Origin of the sequence: Hydrogenophaga sp. 2FB, assembly GCF_005503365.1 — a bacterium.
Taxonomy (GTDB): domain Bacteria; phylum Pseudomonadota; class Gammaproteobacteria; order Burkholderiales; family Burkholderiaceae_C; genus Hydrogenophaga.
In genome coordinates, this window is the sequence record NZ_SCML01000068.1 from 15257 (window position 1) to 33532 (window position 18276).

17 protein-coding genes and 1 tRNA gene are annotated in these 18276 nt (G+C 67.1%); 11 read left to right on the forward strand and 7 right to left on the reverse strand.

The window, feature by feature from the left end; genetic code table 11:
- From FFS09_RS27145 to FFS09_RS27170, 6 genes are all read left to right on the forward strand, one after another.
- A complete protein-coding gene (locus tag FFS09_RS27145; RefSeq protein WP_137922032.1) occupies positions 1-1164 on the forward strand; it encodes a COX15/CtaA family protein in 1164 nt (387 codons plus the stop codon).
- The gene (gene cyoE / locus FFS09_RS27150; protein WP_137922033.1) at positions 1161-2066 is read left to right on the forward strand and encodes a heme o synthase; all 906 of its coding nucleotides are present in this window, start codon (positions 1161-1163) and stop codon (positions 2064-2066) included. The genes FFS09_RS27145 and cyoE overlap by 4 nt, the downstream gene beginning before the upstream one ends.
- 7 nt (positions 2067-2073) lie before the next feature.
- Positions 2074-2670 carry an SCO family protein gene (locus FFS09_RS27155; RefSeq protein WP_137922034.1) on the forward strand — a complete coding sequence of 199 codons (597 nt, stop codon included), beginning with the start codon at positions 2074-2076 and terminating at the stop codon, positions 2668-2670.
- Between the two features lie 87 nt (positions 2671-2757).
- A complete protein-coding gene (locus tag FFS09_RS27160; protein ID WP_137922035.1) occupies positions 2758-3417 on the forward strand; it encodes a response regulator in 660 nt (219 codons plus the stop codon).
- A complete protein-coding gene (locus FFS09_RS27165; protein ID WP_137922036.1) occupies positions 3414-4745 on the forward strand; it encodes an ATP-binding protein in 1332 nt (443 codons plus the stop codon). Before FFS09_RS27160 ends, FFS09_RS27165 begins: the two co-directional genes overlap by 4 nt.
- 56 nt (positions 4746-4801) lie before the next feature.
- Positions 4802-6286: a Do family serine endopeptidase gene (locus FFS09_RS27170; RefSeq protein WP_137922037.1), complete on the forward strand. Its 1485-nt coding sequence runs from the start codon at positions 4802-4804 to the stop codon at positions 6284-6286.
- A gap of 70 nt (positions 6287-6356) precedes the next feature.
- Here the strand turns inward: FFS09_RS27170 and FFS09_RS27175 are convergent, their stop codons facing one another.
- A complete protein-coding gene (locus tag FFS09_RS27175; RefSeq protein WP_137922038.1) occupies positions 6357-7334 on the reverse strand; it encodes a Bug family tripartite tricarboxylate transporter substrate binding protein in 978 nt (325 codons plus the stop codon).
- Positions 7335-7365: 31 nt separating this feature from the next.
- Positions 7366-8400 carry a CDP-6-deoxy-delta-3,4-glucoseen reductase gene (locus FFS09_RS27180; RefSeq protein WP_137922039.1) on the reverse strand — a complete coding sequence of 345 codons (1035 nt, stop codon included), beginning with the start codon at positions 8398-8400 and terminating at the stop codon, positions 7366-7368.
- An 81-nt stretch (positions 8401-8481) separates the two neighbouring features.
- Between FFS09_RS27180 and FFS09_RS27185 the strand changes: the two genes are divergently transcribed.
- Positions 8482-9399 carry an SDR family oxidoreductase gene (locus FFS09_RS27185; protein WP_137922040.1) on the forward strand — a complete coding sequence of 306 codons (918 nt, stop codon included), beginning with the start codon at positions 8482-8484 and terminating at the stop codon, positions 9397-9399.
- Between the two features lie 51 nt (positions 9400-9450).
- Here the strand turns inward: FFS09_RS27185 and FFS09_RS27190 are convergent.
- Positions 9451-9535 (reverse strand) — tRNA-Leu (locus FFS09_RS27190).
- Positions 9536-9573: 38 nt separating this feature from the next.
- On the opposite strand from FFS09_RS27190, the gene cysM reads away from it, so the two are divergent.
- The 4 genes from cysM (at position 9574) to FFS09_RS27210 (ending at position 12405) form a co-directional block, all read left to right on the forward strand.
- A complete protein-coding gene (gene cysM / locus FFS09_RS27195; RefSeq protein WP_137922041.1) occupies positions 9574-10476 on the forward strand; it encodes a cysteine synthase CysM in 903 nt (300 codons plus the stop codon).
- 17 nt (positions 10477-10493) lie between these two features.
- Complete coding sequence (locus tag FFS09_RS27200) at positions 10494-11021, forward strand: NUDIX hydrolase (protein WP_137922042.1); 528 nt, start codon at positions 10494-10496, stop codon at positions 11019-11021.
- Positions 11022-11084: 63 nt separating this feature from the next.
- Positions 11085-11312 carry a sulfurtransferase TusA family protein gene (locus FFS09_RS27205; protein WP_137922043.1) on the forward strand — a complete coding sequence of 76 codons (228 nt, stop codon included), beginning with the start codon at positions 11085-11087 and terminating at the stop codon, positions 11310-11312.
- 49 nt (positions 11313-11361) lie between these two features.
- On the forward strand, positions 11362-12405 hold the full coding sequence (locus FFS09_RS27210) for an NAD(P)-dependent oxidoreductase (RefSeq protein WP_137922044.1): 1044 nt from the start codon (positions 11362-11364) through the stop codon (positions 12403-12405).
- Between the two features lie 184 nt (positions 12406-12589).
- Here FFS09_RS27210 and FFS09_RS27215 read toward each other — a convergent pair whose 3' ends face one another.
- From FFS09_RS27215 to FFS09_RS27230, 4 genes are all read right to left on the reverse strand, one after another.
- On the reverse strand, positions 12590-15490 hold the full coding sequence (locus tag FFS09_RS27215) for a valine--tRNA ligase (protein WP_137922045.1): 2901 nt from the start codon (positions 15488-15490) through the stop codon (positions 12590-12592).
- 67 nt (positions 15491-15557) lie between these two features.
- The gene (locus FFS09_RS27220; protein ID WP_137922046.1) at positions 15558-15746 is read right to left on the reverse strand and encodes a DUF2783 domain-containing protein; all 189 of its coding nucleotides are present in this window, start codon (positions 15744-15746) and stop codon (positions 15558-15560) included.
- Positions 15743-17473 carry an FAD-dependent oxidoreductase gene (locus tag FFS09_RS27225; protein WP_137922047.1) on the reverse strand — a complete coding sequence of 577 codons (1731 nt, stop codon included), beginning with the start codon at positions 17471-17473 and terminating at the stop codon, positions 15743-15745. The genes FFS09_RS27220 and FFS09_RS27225 overlap by 4 nt, the downstream gene beginning before the upstream one ends.
- 219 nt (positions 17474-17692) lie before the next feature.
- Positions 17693-18276: VOC family protein (locus tag FFS09_RS27230; RefSeq protein ID WP_137922048.1), on the reverse strand; the 584-nt coding region annotated here is incomplete at its 5' end.

The window sequence follows — 18276 nt, forward strand, 5'->3', positions numbered from 1 at the left end:
ATGGACGCCCAACCCCTGTACGACCTGACTCCCATCGCCCGCATGATGTTCCTGGGCGTGGTGATCGCGCTCGGGCCGCTGGCCTGGGTCTGGGTGCGCAACCGCCACGCGCCGCCCGCACAGCGCCTGCGTGTGTTGACCCTGGTCACGCTGTTCCTGACCTTCGATCTGGTCCTGTTCGGCGCCTTCACCCGACTGACCGATTCCGGCCTCGGCTGCCCCGACTGGCCGGGGTGCTATGGCAGCCTCAGCCCGGTGGGTGCGAGCACGTCGATCGCCGCCGCACAGGAGGCCATGCCCCACGGCCCGGTCACCTTCTCCAAGGCGTGGATCGAAATGATCCACCGCTACCTCGCCACCTCGGTGGGCGTGCTGATCCTGGTGCTCTCGCTCGTGAGCTGGTTCGAGCGCAAGCGCCTGAGCGTGTCGTACGCCTGGCCCTTGTTCACGCTGGTGTGGGTGTGCCTGCAGGGCGCGTTTGGCGCGCTCACCGTCACCATGAAACTGTTCCCGGCCATCGTCACGCTGCACCTGCTGGGTGGCCTGGTGTTGCTCGCGCTGTTGCGCGCGCAAGCCACGGGTTACGCACTGGCCGCGCCTGGCAACCCCGGCCCTGTGGGCTTGCCGGGCCGCTTGCGCTGGGCGCTGGTGGGCGTGTGTGCCCTGTTGTGGTTGCAGATCGCGCTCGGTGGCTGGGTCAGCACCAACTACGCGGTGCTGGCCTGCAGCGAATTCCCGACCTGCCAGGGCAGTTGGTGGCCGGCCATGAACCTGCGCGAAGGTTTCACGCTCTGGCGCGAACTCGGCATGAACCACCTGGGCGACGCCATCACCTTCCCCGCGCTCACCGCCATCCACTATGTGCACCGGCTCATGGCCTACGCCGTGCTGGCCGCCATGTTGTGGCTCGGTTGGCGTCTGTGGCGTGTGGCGGGCATGCGCCCGACAGCGCGCGCGCTGCTGCTGCTGGCCGCCTGGCAGTTCGCCAGCGGCCTGACCAACGTCGTGCTCGACTGGCCGCTGTTGGCCGCCGTGGGCCACACGGGCGGCGCGGCCGCGCTCGTGATCGTGCTCACCGGCGCACTCTGCGGCACGCGCCGCGCGAGCGAGCGCGACCCGGCTTCTTCCGCTTCTCCCATGCACCTGTCCACCCCGATCCGATGAACCCCGCATCCACCCCACCCGTTGCTGCGGCGCTGCCCCCGGTCTGGCGCCAGTACCACGCGCTGACCAAGCCGCGCGTGATCCAGCTCATCGTGTTCTGCGCGCTGATCGGCATGGTGCTGGCCGTGCCCGGCTTGCCCACCTGGGCGCAAGTGCAGCTCGCAGCCATCGCCTGCTTCGGCATCTGGCTCGTGGCCGGTGCCGCGGCGGCATTCAACTGCGTGGTCGAGCAGCACATCGACGCGAAGATGAAGCGCACAGCCTGGCGCCCCACCGCCAAAGGGCAGCTTTCGAACGCGGGCACGCTCACGTTCTCGGCCGTGCTGTGCGCGACCGGTTCGGCGGTGTTGTACTTCCTTGTCAACCCGCTGACCATGTGGCTGACCTTCGCCACCTTCGTCGGTTACGCGGTGGTCTACACCGTGATCCTCAAGCCGCTGACGCCGCAGAACATCGTGATCGGCGGTGCCTCGGGTGCCATGCCGCCGGTGCTGGGCTGGGCCGCCATGACCGGTGTGGTCGCGCCCGAAGCGCTGATTCTTTTCCTCATCATCTTCCTCTGGACGCCACCGCACTTCTGGGCGCTGGCGCTCTACCGCGTCGAGGACTACCGCAAGTCCGGCCTGCCGATGTTGCCGGTCACGCACGGCTCCGAGTTCACGCGCGTGCAGATCCTGCTCTACACCGTCGTGCTGTTTGCGGCCTGCCTCATGCCTTTCGTGATGCGCATGAGCGGCTACATCTATCTGGTCGTGGCCGTGGTCTTGAGCATCGGCTTCTGCGCTTACGCCTTCGCGCTCTGGCGCAACTATTCCGATGCGCTCGCGCGCAAGACCTTCCGCTTTTCCCTGATCCACCTCGCGGTGCTGTTTGCCGCGCTGCTGGTGGATCACTACCTCTAGGGTCTCCATGAACCGCCGACAACTTCTCGCACTGAGCCTGGGCACGCTGGGTCTGGCCGCCTGCACCGACAAGGCCGACGCCCCTGCCGCGTTCTCCGGCATCGACATCACCGGCGCCGACTACGCCACCGGCTTCTCGCTCACCGACCACAACGGCCAGCCGCGCACGCTGGCCGATTTCAAGGGTAAGGCGGTCGTGATCTTCTTTGGCTTCACGCAGTGCCCTGACGTGTGCCCGACCTCGATGAGCGAGATGGCAGAAGCCAAGCGCCTGCTGGGCGCGGATGGCGATCGCCTGCAAGGCCTGTTTGTCAGCGTCGACCCGGAGCGCGACACGCCCGAGGTGATGAAGCAGTACGTGGCCAACTTCGACCCGACCTTCCTCGCCCTGTACGCCGCGCCCGACGGATTGCCCGCGCTCGCCAAGAGCTTCAAGATCTACTACAAGAAGGTCGATGGTCCCACGCCCTCGAGCTACACCATGGACCACTCGGCTGGCAGCTACGTGTACGACCCGCAGGGCCGCATCCGCCTGTACAACCGTTATGGCAGCGGCGCGGCGGCGCTGGCGGGCGACGTGAAGAAGTTGCTGGCAGGCGCCTAAGATCGACCTAAGCGAAACCCTGCATCATGGATGTGGGGTGCCCCGTCGGGGCATTCGACAACCCTCGGACCTGGAGAGAACATTTCCATGAGGCTGTTGCTGGTCGAAGACGACACCATGATTGGTGAAGCGGTGCTGGACCTGCTGCGCGCCGAGCACTACGCGGTCGACTGGGTGCGCGACGGCGAGATGGCCGCCACCGCGGCGCAAGCCGAAACCTACGACCTCATCCTGCTCGATCTCGGCCTGCCGCGCCGCGATGGCCTGGACGTGCTGCGCGAACTGCGCGCGCGCAAGAACCGTGTGCCGGTGCTCATCGCCACCGCGCGCGACTCGGTGCAGCAGCGTGTGCAAGGGTTGGACGCCGGTGCCGACGACTACATCCTCAAACCCTACGACCTCGACGAACTGCTCGCGCGCATCCGCGCCCTGCTGCGCCGCGCATCGGGCCGCGCCGAGCCGGTGTACGAGCACATGGGCGTGAGCATCAACACCGCCACGCGCGAGGTGACCCTGCAGGGCGAGCCGGTGGTGCTCTCGGCGCGCGAATGGGCCGTGCTCGAACCCTTGATCGCGCGCCCCGGGCGCGTGCTCTCGCGCGCGCAGCTCGAAGAAAAACTCTACGGCTGGAAAGACGACGTGAGCAGCAACGCGGTCGAGGTCTACATCCACGGCGTGCGCAAGAAGCTCGGCGCGGGTCTGATCCAGAACGTGCGCGGCGTCGGCTACATGGTGCCCAAGGCATGAGGCTGCACACGCATTCGCTGCGCGCGCGCCTGATCGGCTTGCTGCTGCTGGCCATCGTGCTCGCGGCGGGCCTGCAGGTGGCGGTGGTCTACCGGCAGGCGAGGGCGGAGGCCGACGGCATCTTCGACTACCACATGGAGCAGATGGCGCAGGCACTGCGCGCCGGTGTCATGCCCCCGGGCGCGCCTTCGCCGATGGACGAGCCCGGGTTGCCGCCCGACGCGTTCGACTTCTTCGTGCAGGTCTGGACCAGCGACGGCCTGCGCGTGTTCCAGTCCGGCACACGCGCCGACCTGCCACAGCGCGCGGTGCTGGGTTTCTCCAACGTCGAGGTCGACGGCACGCCGTACCGCGTGTACTCGATGCAATCGCGCGCGCAAGTGATCCAGGTGGCGCAGGACATGCGGCCGCGACAGACCATGGCGCGCGCGCTGGCCTGGCGCACCGTGCTGCCGATCGCCTGGATGGCACCGCTGCTCATGCTGGTGGCCTGGGCCGTGGTGAGCGTGTCGCTCACGCCAGTGGCGCGCGTGCGGCGGCAGGTGGCCGCGCGCGAGGCCGACGAACTCGCCGAAGTGAGCGAGGCGGGCCTGCCGGACGAGATCCAGCCCCTGGTGCACGAACTCAACCTGCTGTTCGGACGTGTGCGCCAGGCCTTCGATGCGCAGAAGAACTTCGTGGCCGAAGCCGCGCACGAATTGCGCACGCCGCTGGCCGCGCTGCGCTTGCAAGCCCAAGGCCTGCAGCGCGCGCGCGACGACGCCACACGCCAGGTGGCGGTGGAGCGTTTGCTCGCCGGCATCGACCGCGCCACGCACCTGGTGGAACAGCTGCTGATGCTCGCGCGCCAACAGGCGCAACCCTCGAGCGGCGAGCCTGCGCGACCCGTGTCGCTGGCCGAACTCGCGGCGCAGGTGATCGCCGACGCGGTGCCGCGGGCCACCGCGCGCCGCATCGATCTGGGCATGGGGCAGGCCGATGCAGGGCAGGTCAACGGCCACGCGGAGCCGCTGCGCATCCTGCTCGGCAACCTGGTGGACAACGCACTCAAGTACACCCCCGAAGGCGGCACGGTGGACGTGACGGTGCGGCGCGAAGCGGACCAACTCGTGCTGTCGGTGGAAGACAGCGGCCCCGGCATTCCCGATGCCGATCGCGCCCGCGTGCTCGACCGCTTCTACCGCCTGCCGGGCTCGGCCGCCAACGGCAGCGGCCTGGGCCTGGCCATTGCCAATGCCATTGCGCAACTGCACGGCAGCAGCCTGCAGCTCGATCGGTCACCGCGCCTGGGCGGACTGCGCATCGGGCTGGGGTTAAGAACTGTCTAACTCTGAGGGCCCATATTCAAGGACATGTTCAACCTGTCCTTGCTGAAGGAGCTCTCATGAAAACCTTGTCTCTCACCGCGACGCGCCTGGTGCTGTCCCTGGCGGCCGCGGGCATTGTGGGTGGCGCCAGTGTGGGCCTGGTCACGGGCACGCACGCCAGTGCGGCTGCGAACGCGAACGCACCCGTGGCCACCCAACAGGCGCCGATGCTGGCCGGTGCCGCCTTGCCCGACTTCTCGCAGATCGCGCAGCGCCACGGCGCGGCCGTGGTCAACATCAGCGTGATCGGCAAAGCCGGTGCCGACGAGCAGCAACAGGCCTCCAACCAGCTCCCCGGCATCGACCCCAACGACCCGTTTTTCGAATTCTTCAAACGCTTCCAGGGACCGGGCGCACAAGGCGGCCGTGAGGCGCCATCGCGCGGCCAGGGTTCGGGTTTCATCATCAGCGCCGATGGCCTGGTGCTGACCAATGCCCACGTCGTGCGCAACGCGCAGCGCGTGACCGTCAAACTCACCGACCGCCGCGAATTCGTCGCCAAGGTGTTGGGCTCGGACCCCAAGACCGACGTGGCGGTGCTGCGCATCGATGCCAAGGACCTGCCCGTGGTGCCGCTGGGCAACACGAAAGACCTGAAGGTGGGCGAGTGGGTGCTGGCCATCGGCGCGCCGTTTGGTTTCGAGAACAGTGTCACCGCTGGCGTGGTCAGCGCCAAGGGCCGTTCGCTGCCCGACGACAGCTTTGTGCCCTTCATCCAGACCGACGTGGCGGTGAACCCGGGCAACTCCGGTGGCCCGCTGTTCAACGCACGTGGCGAAGTGGTCGGCATCAATTCGCAGATCTACAGCCACACCGGCGGTTACCAGGGGCTGTCGTTCGCGATCCCGATGGAGACCGCGCTCAAGGTGAAAGACCAGATCGTGGCCACCGGCAAGGCCAGCCACGCACGCCTGGGCGTGTCGGTGCAGGAGGTGAACCAGACCCTGGCGGAGTCCTTCAAGCTCGACAAGGCCGCGGGCGCGCTGGTCTCCAGCGTGGAGCCGGGCGGCCCTGCGGACAAGGCCGGTTTGAAGGTGGGCGACGTGATCCGCGAGGTGAACGGCCAGCCCATCGTCGGCTCGGGCGATCTGCCCGCGTTCATTGGCCAGTCCTTGCCGGGCGACAAGGTGCAGCTGGATGTGTGGCGCCAGGGCAAGGCCGTCAACCTGAACGCGCAGCTGGGTGATGCCAGCGCCAAAGCGGAAGCAGTTGCCGCCAACAAGAACGCGACCGACCAGGGCCGACTCGGTCTGGCGCTGCGTCCGCTGGCGCCGCAGGAGCAACGCGCGGTCGGCGTGGACGGCGGCCTGCTGGTGCAGGACGCGCAAGGGCCGGCCGCACTGGCCGGCGTGCAACAGGGCGACGTGTTGCTCGCCGTGAATGGCGAGAAGGTGCAGAGCGTCGAGCAGGTGCGTGCGCTGCTGGGCCGCGCCAAGCAGTCGCTGGCGCTGTTGATCCAGCGCGATGGCGACCAGATCTTCGTGCCGGTGCAACTGGGTTGAGTGCCGCGCCACGCGCCCACGAAAAAGCCCCGCTTCGGCGGGGCTTTTTTACGCCACGAATGCCGCGTGTTCAGTCGACCTTCGCGCCCGAGAGCTTGACCATGCGCTCGTACTTCGCGCGCTCGCGCTTCATGAAGTCGTCGAATTGTTCGGGTGTGTTCGGTGTCGGCTCGGCGAACAGCTGGGCGAAGCGCGTCTTCACCTCGGCCGACTTCAGCGCGTCGTTGAACGCGGTGTTGAGCTTGCGCACGGTGTCCGCCGAGGTGCCGGCCGGGACGACCAGGCCCCACCAGGTGTCGATCTCGAAGCCGGGCAGGGTGGCGGCCACGGTGGGCACGTCGGGCATCACGCTGCTGCGCAGTGCGGTGGTCACGGCCAGGGCCTTGAGCTTGCCCGAGCGGATGTTGGTGGCGGCGGTGGCGAGGTTGTCGATGTTGAAGTCGACCTGGCCCGAGAGCAGGCCCAGCTGCGCCGGGTTGCCGCCGTTGTACGGAATGTGCACGGCGTAGATGCCGGCCTGGTTCTTCAGCAGCTCGCCCGCGAGGTGCCCCGCGCTGCCATTGCCGCCGGAGCCGTAGTTGAGCTTGCCCGGGTTGGCCTTGCCGTACGCGATCAGGTCGGCCACCGTGTTGATCTTCAGGCGCGCGGCGGTCTCGGCGTTCATCACCAGCACGTTGGGCACGCTCAGCATCTGCGTGATGCCGGCGAAGTCCTTGGTCGGGTCGTACGGCAACTGCTTGAACAGCCAGGGGTTGATGCCGTGCGAAGCGGTGGTGGCAATGCCCAGCGTGAGGCCGTCGGCCGGCGCCTTGGCCACCGCGGTCATGCCGATGTTGCCGCCCGCACCTGGCCGGTTCTCCACGATCACCGTGCCGAGCGCTCCCTTGACCGCGTCGGCGACGATGCGCGCCGTCACGTCGATGGGACCACCCGCCGCGAAGGGCACCACGATGCGGGTGACGTTCGTCTGCGCTAGCGCGAAGCCGGGCAGGGCGACGCTGGCCGAGGCCAGGGCGGTGCGGGTGATCAGTTGGCGGCGGTTCAGCATGTCGTTGTCTCCGTTGTTGTGTCGAAAGGGTTCAGTCCACTTTGTCCGCGGCGCTGGTGAACGAATCGGCAAAGAAAGCTTCATCGGGCAAACCGGCCTTCGCCACGTAATCGCGGTGCGCCGATTCGACCACGATGGGCGCGCCGCAGGCATACACCTCATGGCCCGAGAGATCGGGGAAGTCCTGCAGCACGGCCTGGTGCACGAAGCCGGTGCGGCCGCTCCACGCGTCCTCGGGCAGCGCGTCGGACACCACCGGCACGTAGCGCAGGTTCGGCATCTCGGCCACGCGCGCTTCCAGCCAGGCGTTCTGGTACAGGTCGGCCGGGCGGCGGCCTCCCCAGTACACCGTGGTGGGGCGGGTGATGCCCTTGTGCTGCATGTGCTCGATCACCGCCTTGATCGGCGCGAAACCGGTGCCCGAGGCCAGCAGCACGATCGGCTTGTCGCTGTCTTCGCGCAGGAAGAAGCTGCCGTACGGGCCTTCGATGCGCAGGATGTCTTTTTCCTTCATCGCGCTGAACACGTGGTCGGTGAACTTGCCGCCCGGCATGTGGCGCAGGTGCAGCTCCAGGCCCGGTTGCACGGTCTGCGTGTGGGGCGCGTTGGCCATGGAATAGCTGCGGCGGTCGCCGTCGCGCAGCAGGAACTCCACGTACTGGCCGGCGTGGTACTGGAAGGCGTCACTCGCGGGCAGTTGCAGGCGCAGCACGATCACGTCGTGCGAGGCGCGTTCCAGCGCGTTCACGCGCACGGGCATCTTCTTGATCGGGAACGCGCCGGCTTCGGTCACCTGGCGCGATTCGAGCACCACATCGCTGTGGGCCACGCCGCAGCAGGTCAGCACATAGCCGGCGGCTTCTTCGTCGGCACTCAGCGCCTTGGGCTGGTGGTGGCTGTGCGTGACGCTGCCCGACACCAGTTTGCATTTGCAGGAACCGCAGGCCCCGTCCTTGCAGCCATAGGGCAATCCGATGCCCTGGCGGATGCCCGCGGCGAGCATGGCCTCATCGGGCTCGGCGGTGAAGGTGCGCCCACTGGGCTCGACGGTGATCGTGAATGTCATACTGGCACGTTGAAAAATGGAAAGGCCGGCAGCGCACGGGCGCTCACAGCAACCGGCCATTGTCTCAAATTCGGATTTCGCATGAGCCTTCTCGGCGCTTTGCCCGCACGCTTCCGGCGTGAACGGGTCCTGATCGTGGGTTGTGGTGATGTCGGCCAGCGCGCCGCACAGGCCCTGGGTGGTGGCGGGCGCGTGCGTCTGCTGGCGCTCACCTCCAGCCCCGCGCGGGCCCCCGCGTTGCGCGCACAAGGCATCACCCCGCTGCAGGGCGACCTGGACGACGCGCGCAGCCTGCGCCGCCTCGCCGGCCTGGCCACGCGCGTGCTGCACCTGGCGCCGCCGCCGTCTGGCGAGCAGACCGACTGGCGGCTCGATCCGCGCACCCGCACGCTGACCCAGGCGCTGCGGCAACGGTCGCTGCCCGCGGTGGTGGTGTATGGCTCCACCAGCGGTGTGTATGGCGACCGCCAGGGACGCTGGACCAGCGAGGCCACACCGGTGCAGCCGATCACGCCGCGCGCCTGGCGCCGGGTGGATGCCGAGGCGGCGCTGCACTGGTTCGGCCGCGCCAGCGGCGTGCGCACCACGGCCTTGCGCATCCCGGGCATCTATGCGCCCGACCGCGACGGCGGGACACCACGCAACCGCCTGGAACGCGGCACGCCGGTGCTGCGCGCCGAGGACGACGTGTACACCAACCACATCCACGCCGACGACCTGGCCCGCGCCTGCGTGCTCGCGCTCTGGCGTGGCCGCCCACAGCGCAACGTGAACGTGGTGGACGACACCGAACTCAAGATGGGCGACTACTTCGATCTCGCGGCCGATCTGTACGGCCTGCCCCGGCCGCCGCGCGTGGCGCGCGATGCGGCGGGCGACCAGTTGCCGCTGGTGCTGCTGAGCTTCATGAGCGAGTCGCGGCGGCTGTCGAATGAACGCATGAAGCGCGAACTCGGCCTGCGCTTGCGCTACCCCACGGTGGCGGAAGGCTTGGCCTGAACCGAGCGGGCAACAAAAAAGCCGTGCGGCTTACCTGCACGGCTTTATATGTGGTGCCCGGGGTCGGAATCGAACCGACACTCCTTTCGGAACCGGATTTTGAGTCCGGCGCGTCTACCAATTTCACCACCCGGGCATATCGGAAGGGGATCGAAATTATGGCACAGTGACGGAATGAAATATCCGACGATTGAAGACGCCATTGGCAACACGCCGCTGGTGGCGCTGCAGCGCATCGGCGCGGCAGACAACACACAGCGCGGCAACGTGATCCTGGGCAAGCTGGAGGGCAACAACCCCGCGGGCTCGGTGAAGGATCGGCCCGCCGTGTCCATGATCCGCCGGGCCGAAGAGCGCGGCGACATCAAGCCGGGCGACACGCTGATCGAAGCCACTTCGGGCAACACCGGCATCGCGCTGGCGATGGCTGCGGCGATCAAGGGTTACCGCATGGTCCTGATCATGCCGGAGGACCTGTCCATTGAGCGCGCGCAGACCATGAAGGCCTTTGGCGCCGAGCTCATCCTCACGTCCAAGAGCGGCGGCATGGAGTCGGCGCGCGACCTGGCCGAGAAGATGCAGGCCGAGGGCAAGGGCCGCGTGCTCGACCAGTTCGCCAACGCCGACAACCCGCGCGTGCACTACGAAACCACCGGCCCGGAGCTCTGGGAGCAGACGGGCGGGCGCATCACCCATTTCGTGAGCGCCATGGGCACCACCGGCACCATCACTGGCGTGTCGCGTTTCCTCAAGGAAAAGAACCCGGCCATCCGCATCATTGGCGCGCAGCCCAGCGAGGGTTCGCGCATCCCGGGCATCCGCAAGTGGCCCACCGAATACCTGCCCAAGATCTACGACCCGAGCACGGTGGACGAACTGGTGTACGTGAGTCAGGGCGACGCCGAAGCCATGTGCCGCCAACTGGCGCGCGAAGAGGGCATCTTCGGCGGCATCTCGGCGGCGGGTGCCTGCTGGGTCGCGCAGCAGCTGGCCCGCACGGTGGAGAACGCCACCATCGTCTTCGTCGTGTGCGACCGGGGCGACCGTTACCTCTCCACCGGCGTGTTCCCCGCTTGACCGGCGGTGGTTTGAACATGAGCACCGAGTTTCGGTTCTGCCCCCAGTGTGCGACACCGCTGGCCTTGATTGGGCAGCAGGAGGACAGCGGCTTCGTCGAGCGCCTGCGCTGCCCGGCTTGCGGCTACACGCACTGGAACAACCCCACGCCCGTGCTCGGTGCGATCGTGGAGCTCGAAGGCCACATCCTGCTGGCGCGCAACGCGGCATGGCCCGGCAAGATGTATGGCCTCATCACCGGCTTCATGGAAGCGGGCGAGACGCCCGAGGAAGGCATTCGGCGCGAGATCGCCGAAGAAACCTCGTTGTCCGTGGACGCTCTCTCGCTCGTCGCCGTGCACGATTTCCAGCGCATGAACCAGGTCATCATCACCTACCATGCCCGCGCGCATGGCGAAGTGCGGCTCTCGCCCGAACTGGTGGACTACAAGCTGATGAAGCCCGAAGAGGTGCTGTGTTGGCGTGCCGGTACCGGCCTGGCGCTGGCGCAATGGCTGCGCCAGCAAGGGCATGAACCCGTTTTCCGTGAAGATATCGCCCGCTAGACCGATCGAGCGTTTGCGCACCGTGCGGCTTAAAATCACACATTTCCTGACATCCCCCCTCCCATGACTGCTGACAAAGAACTCGATGCCCGCGGCCTGAATTGCCCATTGCCGATCCTCAAGGCGAAGAAGGCCCTGGCCGACATGCTCAGCGGCCAGACGCTGAAAGTGATTTCGACCGACGCCGGCTCCGTGCGCGACTTCCAGGCCTTTGCCAAGCAGACGGGCAATGTGCTGGTGCAGCAGGAAACCGTGGGTGGCGACCACATCAGCCTGCTCAAGCGCCGCTGAACACAGGCAGGCGCATTCCGAAACCCACCCACTTCGAAGCCCTGCCACCATGGAAGTCCTGCTGCTCGATCCTCTTGTGCCCGAGGCGTTGGCCTGGTTGCAGGAGCGCCATGAGGTGACCTTCCGGCCGGAGTTGGCCGACGACCCGCTGGAGCTGCGCAAGCACACCTACAAGAGCCGCGCGCTCGTGTTGCCCCCGCATGTGGTGGTGACCGCGGAGTTTCTGGATTTCGCGCCCAAGCTGGAGATCGTGGCGCGCATGCAGATCTCCAGCGACAACACCGATCTGGACGCCTGCGCACGGCGCCACGTGCGCGTGCTGCAAGCCCGCAGCGCCACCGTGCGGTCCAACGCCGAATACGTGCTCTATGGCCTGCTGATGCTGTACCGCCGGGGCATGGTCAGCGCGCTGCTGGGGCGCACGATTTCCCAGGTGCGCATGGGACGCGAGCTCTCGGGCAGCACCGTGGGCCTGCTGGGCCTTGCGCCGGTGGCCCACACCCTGGCGCCGATGTTGCGCAGCCTGGGCGTGCGCGTGCTGGGTTACGACCCGGCGGTGCACTACGCGGCGGACATCTGGGACAAGCTCAAGGTCGAGCCCGTGACGCTGCAGGAGCTGCTCAGCCATTCCGACGCGATCTCGCTCCAGATGGTCTACGCCTCGCGCTACCGGGGCTGGATCAACGAGCGCCTGCTCAACCATTGCAAGCCCGGTCAGCTGTGGGTCGGCGTGAGCCGCAGTGCCCTGTTCGATGCGGAGGCCTTGGCCCTGGCGCTGTGCGACGGACGCATCGACGCCTGCCTGCTGGACGGCGCCAATCCCAAGTTCGCGGCCGAAGGCACGCCACTGCACGGCATTCCCAATCTGCACCTCACCCCGCGCCTGGGTTCGCACACGCGCGAAGCCAAGTTGCGCGCGAGCTGGTACATCGCGCACCGCATTCACGAAACGCTGTCACCGGAAAACGCGCAGGGCGAGCCACGGGTGAGCGATTTTTCGGTGCTCGACACCCCTGAATTTCAGGAGACGATGAGCGATCCGCAGGCGGTGTCTCCGTCGCAGTGGAGCTCCATCGCCATGCACAGGAGCTAGGAAGCACCCCCGCCGCGCTCCGCGCGACCCCCTCAAGGGGGCGATACCAGCGGCCCGGCAAAGCCGGTTCCGCGATATCTCTCGATGAGACTCCCCCTCGCGCCGGAGAAGTCGTTGGCGAAGGTTTCCTCACCAGCCTCTCTGCCCGCACTTGGCAGGCGTTCCGGCGCTCGCGTCTAAACTCTTATGCGCCCAGGCGTTGCAGTTGCTCGCGCACTTTGACCAACGTGGCGCTGAAATCGGCCACGCGTTTCTTTTCCTGATCGATCACGGCCGGTGGCGCCTTGGCCACGAAGGCTTCGTTGGACAGCTTGCCGTTGGCTTTGGTGATCTCGCCTTCCAGGCGCGTGGCTTCCTTGCCCAAACGGGTCTTTTCAGCCGCCACGTCGATTTCCATGAACAGGCACAGGCGCGCTTCGCCCACCATCGCCACGGGCGCGGCCTGCGCGGCGGCGGCCCAGGCGGCCTCGTCGTCGAACACGCGCACTTCGTTCAGCTTGGCCAATGCTTGCAGCACCGGGCCGGCGGCGCGCATGAAGTCGGTGTCACCCACCACGTACAGCGGCAGCCGCGTGGCCGGTGACACGCTCATTTCACCGCGCAGCGTGCGGCAGGCGTCGACCAGGGACTTGAGCTTGACCACGTGGGCGATGGCCGCTTCGTCGATCTTGTTCGGCTGGCTCTCGGGGTAGCGCGCGATGCTCACCGATTCGCCGGACAGGCCGGCCACGGGCGCGACCTTCTGCCAGAGTTCTTCGGTGATGAAGGGAATGATCGGGTGTGCCAGACGCAGGATGGCCTCGAGCGTGCGGATCAGCGTGCGCCGCGTGGCGCGCTGTTGGGCTTCGTCACCGGTCTGGATCTGCACCTTGGCGATCTCCAGGTACCAGTCGCAGAACTCGTTCCAGACGAAGTCGTAGAGCGCGTTGGCCACGTTGTCCAGGCGGTATTCGGCGAAGCCCTTGGCCACTTCCGCTTCCACCTTCTGCAGCACCGAGCTGATCCAGCGGTCGGCCTGGCTGAAGCGCATGTAGCCGTGGAACGCACCGCCCGGTTCGCATTCGGCCTTGGTGTGTTCCTTCAGTCCACAGTCGTAGCCCTCGCAATTCATCAACGTGAAGCGCGTGGCGTTCCAGAGCTTGTTGCAGAAGTTGCGGTAACCCTCGCAGCGCTTGCTGTCGAAGTTGATGCTGCGCCCCAGCGAGGCCAGCGCCGCGAAGGTGAAGCGCAGTGCGTCCGCGCCGTAGGCGGGAATGCCTTCGGGGAATTCCTTCTCGGTCTGCTTGCGCACCTTGGGCGCGGTCTCGGGCTTGCGCAGGCCGGTGGTGCGTTTTTCCAGCAGCGGCGGGAGTGCGATGCCGTCGATCAAGTCCACCGGGTCGAGCACGTTGCCTTCGCTCTTGCTCATCTTGTGGCCTTGCGCGTCGCGCACCAGGCCGTGGATGTAGACGTGCCTGAACGGCACGCGGCCGGTGAAGTGGCTCGTCAGCATGATCATCCTGGCCACCCAGAAGAAGATGATGTCGTAGCCCGTCACCAGCACGGTGCTGGGCAGGTAGAGGTTGTAGTCGTCGGTGGCGTTGTCGGTCTGGTTCGGCCAGCCCATGGTGCTGAAGGGCACCAGGGCCGAGGAGTACCAGGTGTCGAGCACGTCGGGGTCGCGCGTGAGCGTTTTGCCCGGTGCCTTGGCCTGCGCCTCGGCCTCGTTGCGCGCCACGATCACGTTGCCGTCTTCGTCGTACCAGGCCGGGATCTGGTGGCCCCACCAGAGCTGGCGCGAGATGCACCAGTCCTGGATGTTGTTCATCCACTGGTTGTAGGTGTTGACCCAGTTCTCCGGCACGAAGCTGACCTCGCCCGAGGCCACCGCGTCGATGGCCTTCTGCGCAATCGACTTGCCCGTGGGATCGGACTCGCTCACCTTGGACATGGCGACGAACCACTGGTCCGTCAGCATGGGCTCGATCACCTGCCCGGTGCGCGCGCAACGCGGCACCATGAGCTTGTGCTTCTTGGTTTCCACCAGCAGGCCGGCGGCTTCGAGGTCGGCCACCACGGCCTTGCGCGCCACGAACCGGTCCATGCCCTGGTACTTCGCGGGCGCGTTCTCGTTGATGACCGCATCCAGCGTGAGCACGCCGATGATGGGCAGGTTGTGGCGCTGGCCGACCGCATAGTCGTTGTTGTCGTGCGCGGGCGTGACCTTCACCACGCCGGTGCCGAATTCGCGGTCCACGTAGTCGTCAGCGATCACCGGGATATCGCGGTCGCACAGCGGCAGGCGCACGGTTTTGCCGATGAGCGCGGTGTAGCGCTCGTCTTCCGGGTGCACCATGACCGCCACGTCGCCCAGCATGGTCTCGGGGCGGGTGGTGGCCACGGTGAGCGAGCCGCTGCCATCGCTCAAGGGGTAGGCGATGTGCCAGAGGAAACCGTCCTCCTCTTCGCTTTCCACTTCCAGGTCGGACACGGCGGACTTGAGCACCGGGTCCCAGTTGACGAGGCGCTTGCCGCGGTAGATCAGGCCCTGCTCGTACAGGCGCACGAAGGTTTCGGTGACGATGGGTGAGAGCTTGTCGTCCATCGTGAAGTACTCGCGGCTCCAGTCCACGCTGTCGCCCATGCGGCGCATCTGCGTGGTGATGGTGTTGCCGCTCTGTTCCTTCCACTCCCAGACCTTGGCCACGAAGTTCTTGCGCGCTTCGGCGGGCGTGGGGCCCATGTCGTGCCGGCTGATGCCCTGGCCTTGCAACTGGCGCTCCACCACGATCTGCGTGGCGATGCCGGCGTGGTCGGTGCCGGGCACCCAGAGCGTGTTCGCGCCGGCCATGCGGTGGTAGCGCGTGAGGCTGTCCATGATGGTCTGGTTGAACGCGTGGCCCATGTGCAGCGTGCCGGTCACGTTGGGTGGCGGTAGCTGGATGGCGAAGGCCGGTGCATCCGCCTTGGGGGCGCCGGTGCCGCGATAGCCCGCTACGCCGTAGCCGCGCTGTTCCCACTCGGGGCCCCAGCGGGCTTCGAGCGGGGCGGGTTCGAACGATTTGGCCAGGGATTGCAGGCCAGGCTGGTTCAGGGTGTCGGTCATGGGCGCGCCAAAAGTGAAAACGGCATCCCGCAGGATGCCGTCTGGGAAAGCAGGGAAGCGCTCGATTTTAGCGAGGCAGGCGCTGTGCCGCTGCGATGCACTCCTGAAGCACCTGCGCATCGCCGATCTGGTTGGCCAGCAGCAGGATCAGGCGCGCGTTGAGCAGTTCGGCGTCTTCGCGGCCGAGGCCCGCGTGTGCGTCGAGCAACTGTTCGTAGAACGCGTCGGCGTCCTGGAAATTCAGGGTGGTGTTCATGGTTGGTCTCCCTGCAGGCCGAGCGAGCGTTCGATGGCCGCGACCAATGTGGCGTTGAGGGTGTCACCGGTTGCGGCGAGGTAGCCGTCGGGCCGCAGCAGCGCCCAGCCGGAGTTACTCACCTGGCAAGCGCCTTGCAACTGGCCTTCCCGGTCGCGCACGTGCTCCACCGCTTGCGCGGGCGCATCGCCGCCGAGCACCTGCACGCTGCGCACCGGTGCGTCCTGGCAGAGCCGGCGCAGGCGTTGCAAGGCGGCGGGGGCGAGTGGGCCGAACGCCAGCACCAGCAGGTCGCCCCGGGCCCAGTTCAGCAGGTCGTTGACCTGGCCCGCCGTGCCGTCGGCCCACGCGAACGGCACGTTCTGCACCGACTGGCCGGCCGCGCTGCCATCCCCATAGGTGCAGGCGCGGGAGCGGCTGTAGGGATTGGCCACGGCCATGCGCCCGGTGTTGATGAGGCTGCGCGCGAAGGGGAACTGTTTGGCCAGGCCGATGGCGGCGCAGCGGAACAGGCGTTCGCTGCCGTCGGCGGGGCGCAGAAAACGCGCCGTGCGGTTGGTGACGCACACGTTCTGCTGCGCGGCTTCCAGGCGTTCGTCCTCGTAGCTCTGCAGCAGGGCGGCGTGGGCCTTGCCGCGTTGCACGGCGGCGAGTTTCCAGGCCAGGTTGTCGGCGTCGGCCACGCCGGTGTTGCCACCGCGCGCGCCAAAGGGGCTCACCACCTTGGCGGAATCGCCCATGAGGAACACGCGGCCATGGCGCATGGCGTGCACGCATTCGCTGCGGTAGGCGTAGGGGCCGACCCAGACGATTTCCACGCCCACGTCGGGACCGAACTGGCGCGCCAGGCGCTCGCGCACCACGTCTTCGCGGCTCACGGTGGCGGGGTCGGCGTTGGGGGCCATCTGGTAGTCGATGCGCCAGACGTTGTCGGCCATCAGGTGTTGCCAGACCGCGCGGTTTTCATTGAACGGGGCTTCGATCCAGGTGTGGCGCTCCACCGGCGGGTGTGTGGTGAAGCGCACGTCGGCGATGCACCAGCGGTCGTCGCCGCGGCGCGAGTCGAAGGGCACGTTGAGCCATTTGCGCAGCGGGCTGTTGGAGCCGGTGGCGTCGATCACGTGTTCGGCTTCGACGCGGTAGTGGCCCGCCGGCGTCTCCACGGTGAGCGTGGCGCATTCGGCGCTCTGCTCGAAAGCGGTCAGGCGGTTCTGCCAGCGCAACTCGACCCCGCCCAGTTCCTGGATGCGATCGACCAGGAAGGCCTCGATATAGAACTGCTGGATGTTGATGAAGGGCGGCTGGCTGGAGAGGTGGAAGGCGCCTTGCTGGCGAAGATCGAAGTTGTAGACCTCGTCGTCGCCCGCGAAGGTGCGGCCCACGCTCCACTGCGTGCCCTTGGCCGCGATGCGCTCGAAGATGCCCAGGCGCTCGAAGATTTCCAGCGACTTCTGTGTGTAGCAGATGCCGCGCGAGGACGCACCCTTCACGCCCACGGTGTTGTCTTCGTCGATCAGCACCGCGCGCACGCCCAGGCGCGCCAGGGAACATGCCAGCGTGAGACCGGTGATGCCACCACCCACGATCACGATCGGGTGGCGCACCGTGGGGCCGCCCTGCAGTTCCGGGGGCGCGACGAAGGGGTATTCCGGCAGCACGTAGCCTGCGCCGCTGGTGAACTCGTAGCTGTTGGTGTGGGCGGTCTCTCGATATGCCGTCAATGACATGCGTCGCTCCTCTTCGGGTGTGTTGTCTTCACGTTGTCTTTCTCTCTTCTGTTTCGCTCCACGACCTCGCGGGCTCGATGCCGCGGGGCGCTCTGCTCCGCGGGTGTCCCCCGACGGCTGGTGCCGTCTCCTCCTTTACCCCGCTGCGCAGAACACCCCACACCCCAGGCTTCGCCGACCGGACCGGACCGGACTAGGCCAACGCCAAAACCAAGAAACCTAGGAGCGCACCACCACCTCCGGCCGGTCGTTCTGCTGTGGCTTGAGTGGCGCAGCGGCCTTGCCCCCGGCGCGCTCACGACGCCACTGTTCCTTGCGCGCGGTCCACTCGGCCAGGCGTGCGTGCGTGGTCTTGCTCTCCTGCAGCATCTGGAACTCGTCGGCGAGCTGCGCGGTGAGCTCCAGGCGGATGCCGTTGGGATCGAAGAAGTAGATGCTCTTGAAGATGTGGTGGTCGGTCACGCCCAGCACCTCGATGCCGGCGGCCTCCAGCCGCGCCTTGGTGTTCTCCAGTTCCTGCACCGTGTCCACGCGAAAGCTGATGTGGTTGACCCACTTCGGCGTGTTGGGGCTGGGCTCCGCGGCCACGTCGTCGCCCAGGTCGAAGAAGGCGATGAACGAGCCGTCCTGCAGGCGGAAGAAGAAGTGCGTGTACGGGCAGTACTCGCCGGTGCTGGGCACCACGTCGCTCTGGATGATGTGGTACAGCGGCAGGCCCAGGATGTCCTCGTAGAAACGGCGCGTTTCCTCCGCGTCCTTGGCACGGTACGCATAGTGGTGCAGCTGCTGGATGGGCGCGGGCG

Coding starts and splice junctions, on each gene's coding strand:
- FFS09_RS27145 (WP_137922032.1), top strand. CDS start 1: ATGGACGCCCAACCCCTGTACGACCTGACTCCCATCGCCCGCATGATG.
- cyoE (WP_137922033.1), top strand. CDS start 1,161: ATGAACCCCGCATCCACCCCACCCGTTGCTGCGGCGCTGCCCCCGGTC.
- FFS09_RS27155 (WP_137922034.1), top strand. CDS start 2,074: ATGAACCGCCGACAACTTCTCGCACTGAGCCTGGGCACGCTGGGTCTG.
- FFS09_RS27160 (WP_137922035.1), top strand. CDS start 2,758: ATGAGGCTGTTGCTGGTCGAAGACGACACCATGATTGGTGAAGCGGTG.
- FFS09_RS27165 (WP_137922036.1), top strand. CDS start 3,414: ATGAGGCTGCACACGCATTCGCTGCGCGCGCGCCTGATCGGCTTGCTG.
- FFS09_RS27170 (WP_137922037.1), top strand. CDS start 4,802: ATGAAAACCTTGTCTCTCACCGCGACGCGCCTGGTGCTGTCCCTGGCG.
- FFS09_RS27175 (WP_137922038.1), bottom strand. CDS start 7,334: ATGCTGAACCGCCGCCAACTGATCACCCGCACCGCCCTGGCCTCGGCC.
- FFS09_RS27180 (WP_137922039.1), bottom strand. CDS start 8,400: ATGACATTCACGATCACCGTCGAGCCCAGTGGGCGCACCTTCACCGCC.
- FFS09_RS27185 (WP_137922040.1), top strand. CDS start 8,482: ATGAGCCTTCTCGGCGCTTTGCCCGCACGCTTCCGGCGTGAACGGGTC.
- cysM (WP_137922041.1), top strand. CDS start 9,574: ATGAAATATCCGACGATTGAAGACGCCATTGGCAACACGCCGCTGGTG.
- FFS09_RS27200 (WP_137922042.1), top strand. CDS start 10,494: ATGAGCACCGAGTTTCGGTTCTGCCCCCAGTGTGCGACACCGCTGGCC.
- FFS09_RS27205 (WP_137922043.1), top strand. CDS start 11,085: ATGACTGCTGACAAAGAACTCGATGCCCGCGGCCTGAATTGCCCATTG.
- FFS09_RS27210 (WP_137922044.1), top strand. CDS start 11,362: ATGGAAGTCCTGCTGCTCGATCCTCTTGTGCCCGAGGCGTTGGCCTGG.
- FFS09_RS27215 (WP_137922045.1), bottom strand. CDS start 15,490: ATGACCGACACCCTGAACCAGCCTGGCCTGCAATCCCTGGCCAAATCG.
- FFS09_RS27220 (WP_137922046.1), bottom strand. CDS start 15,746: ATGAACACCACCCTGAATTTCCAGGACGCCGACGCGTTCTACGAACAG.
- FFS09_RS27225 (WP_137922047.1), bottom strand. CDS start 17,473: ATGTCATTGACGGCATATCGAGAGACCGCCCACACCAACAGCTACGAG.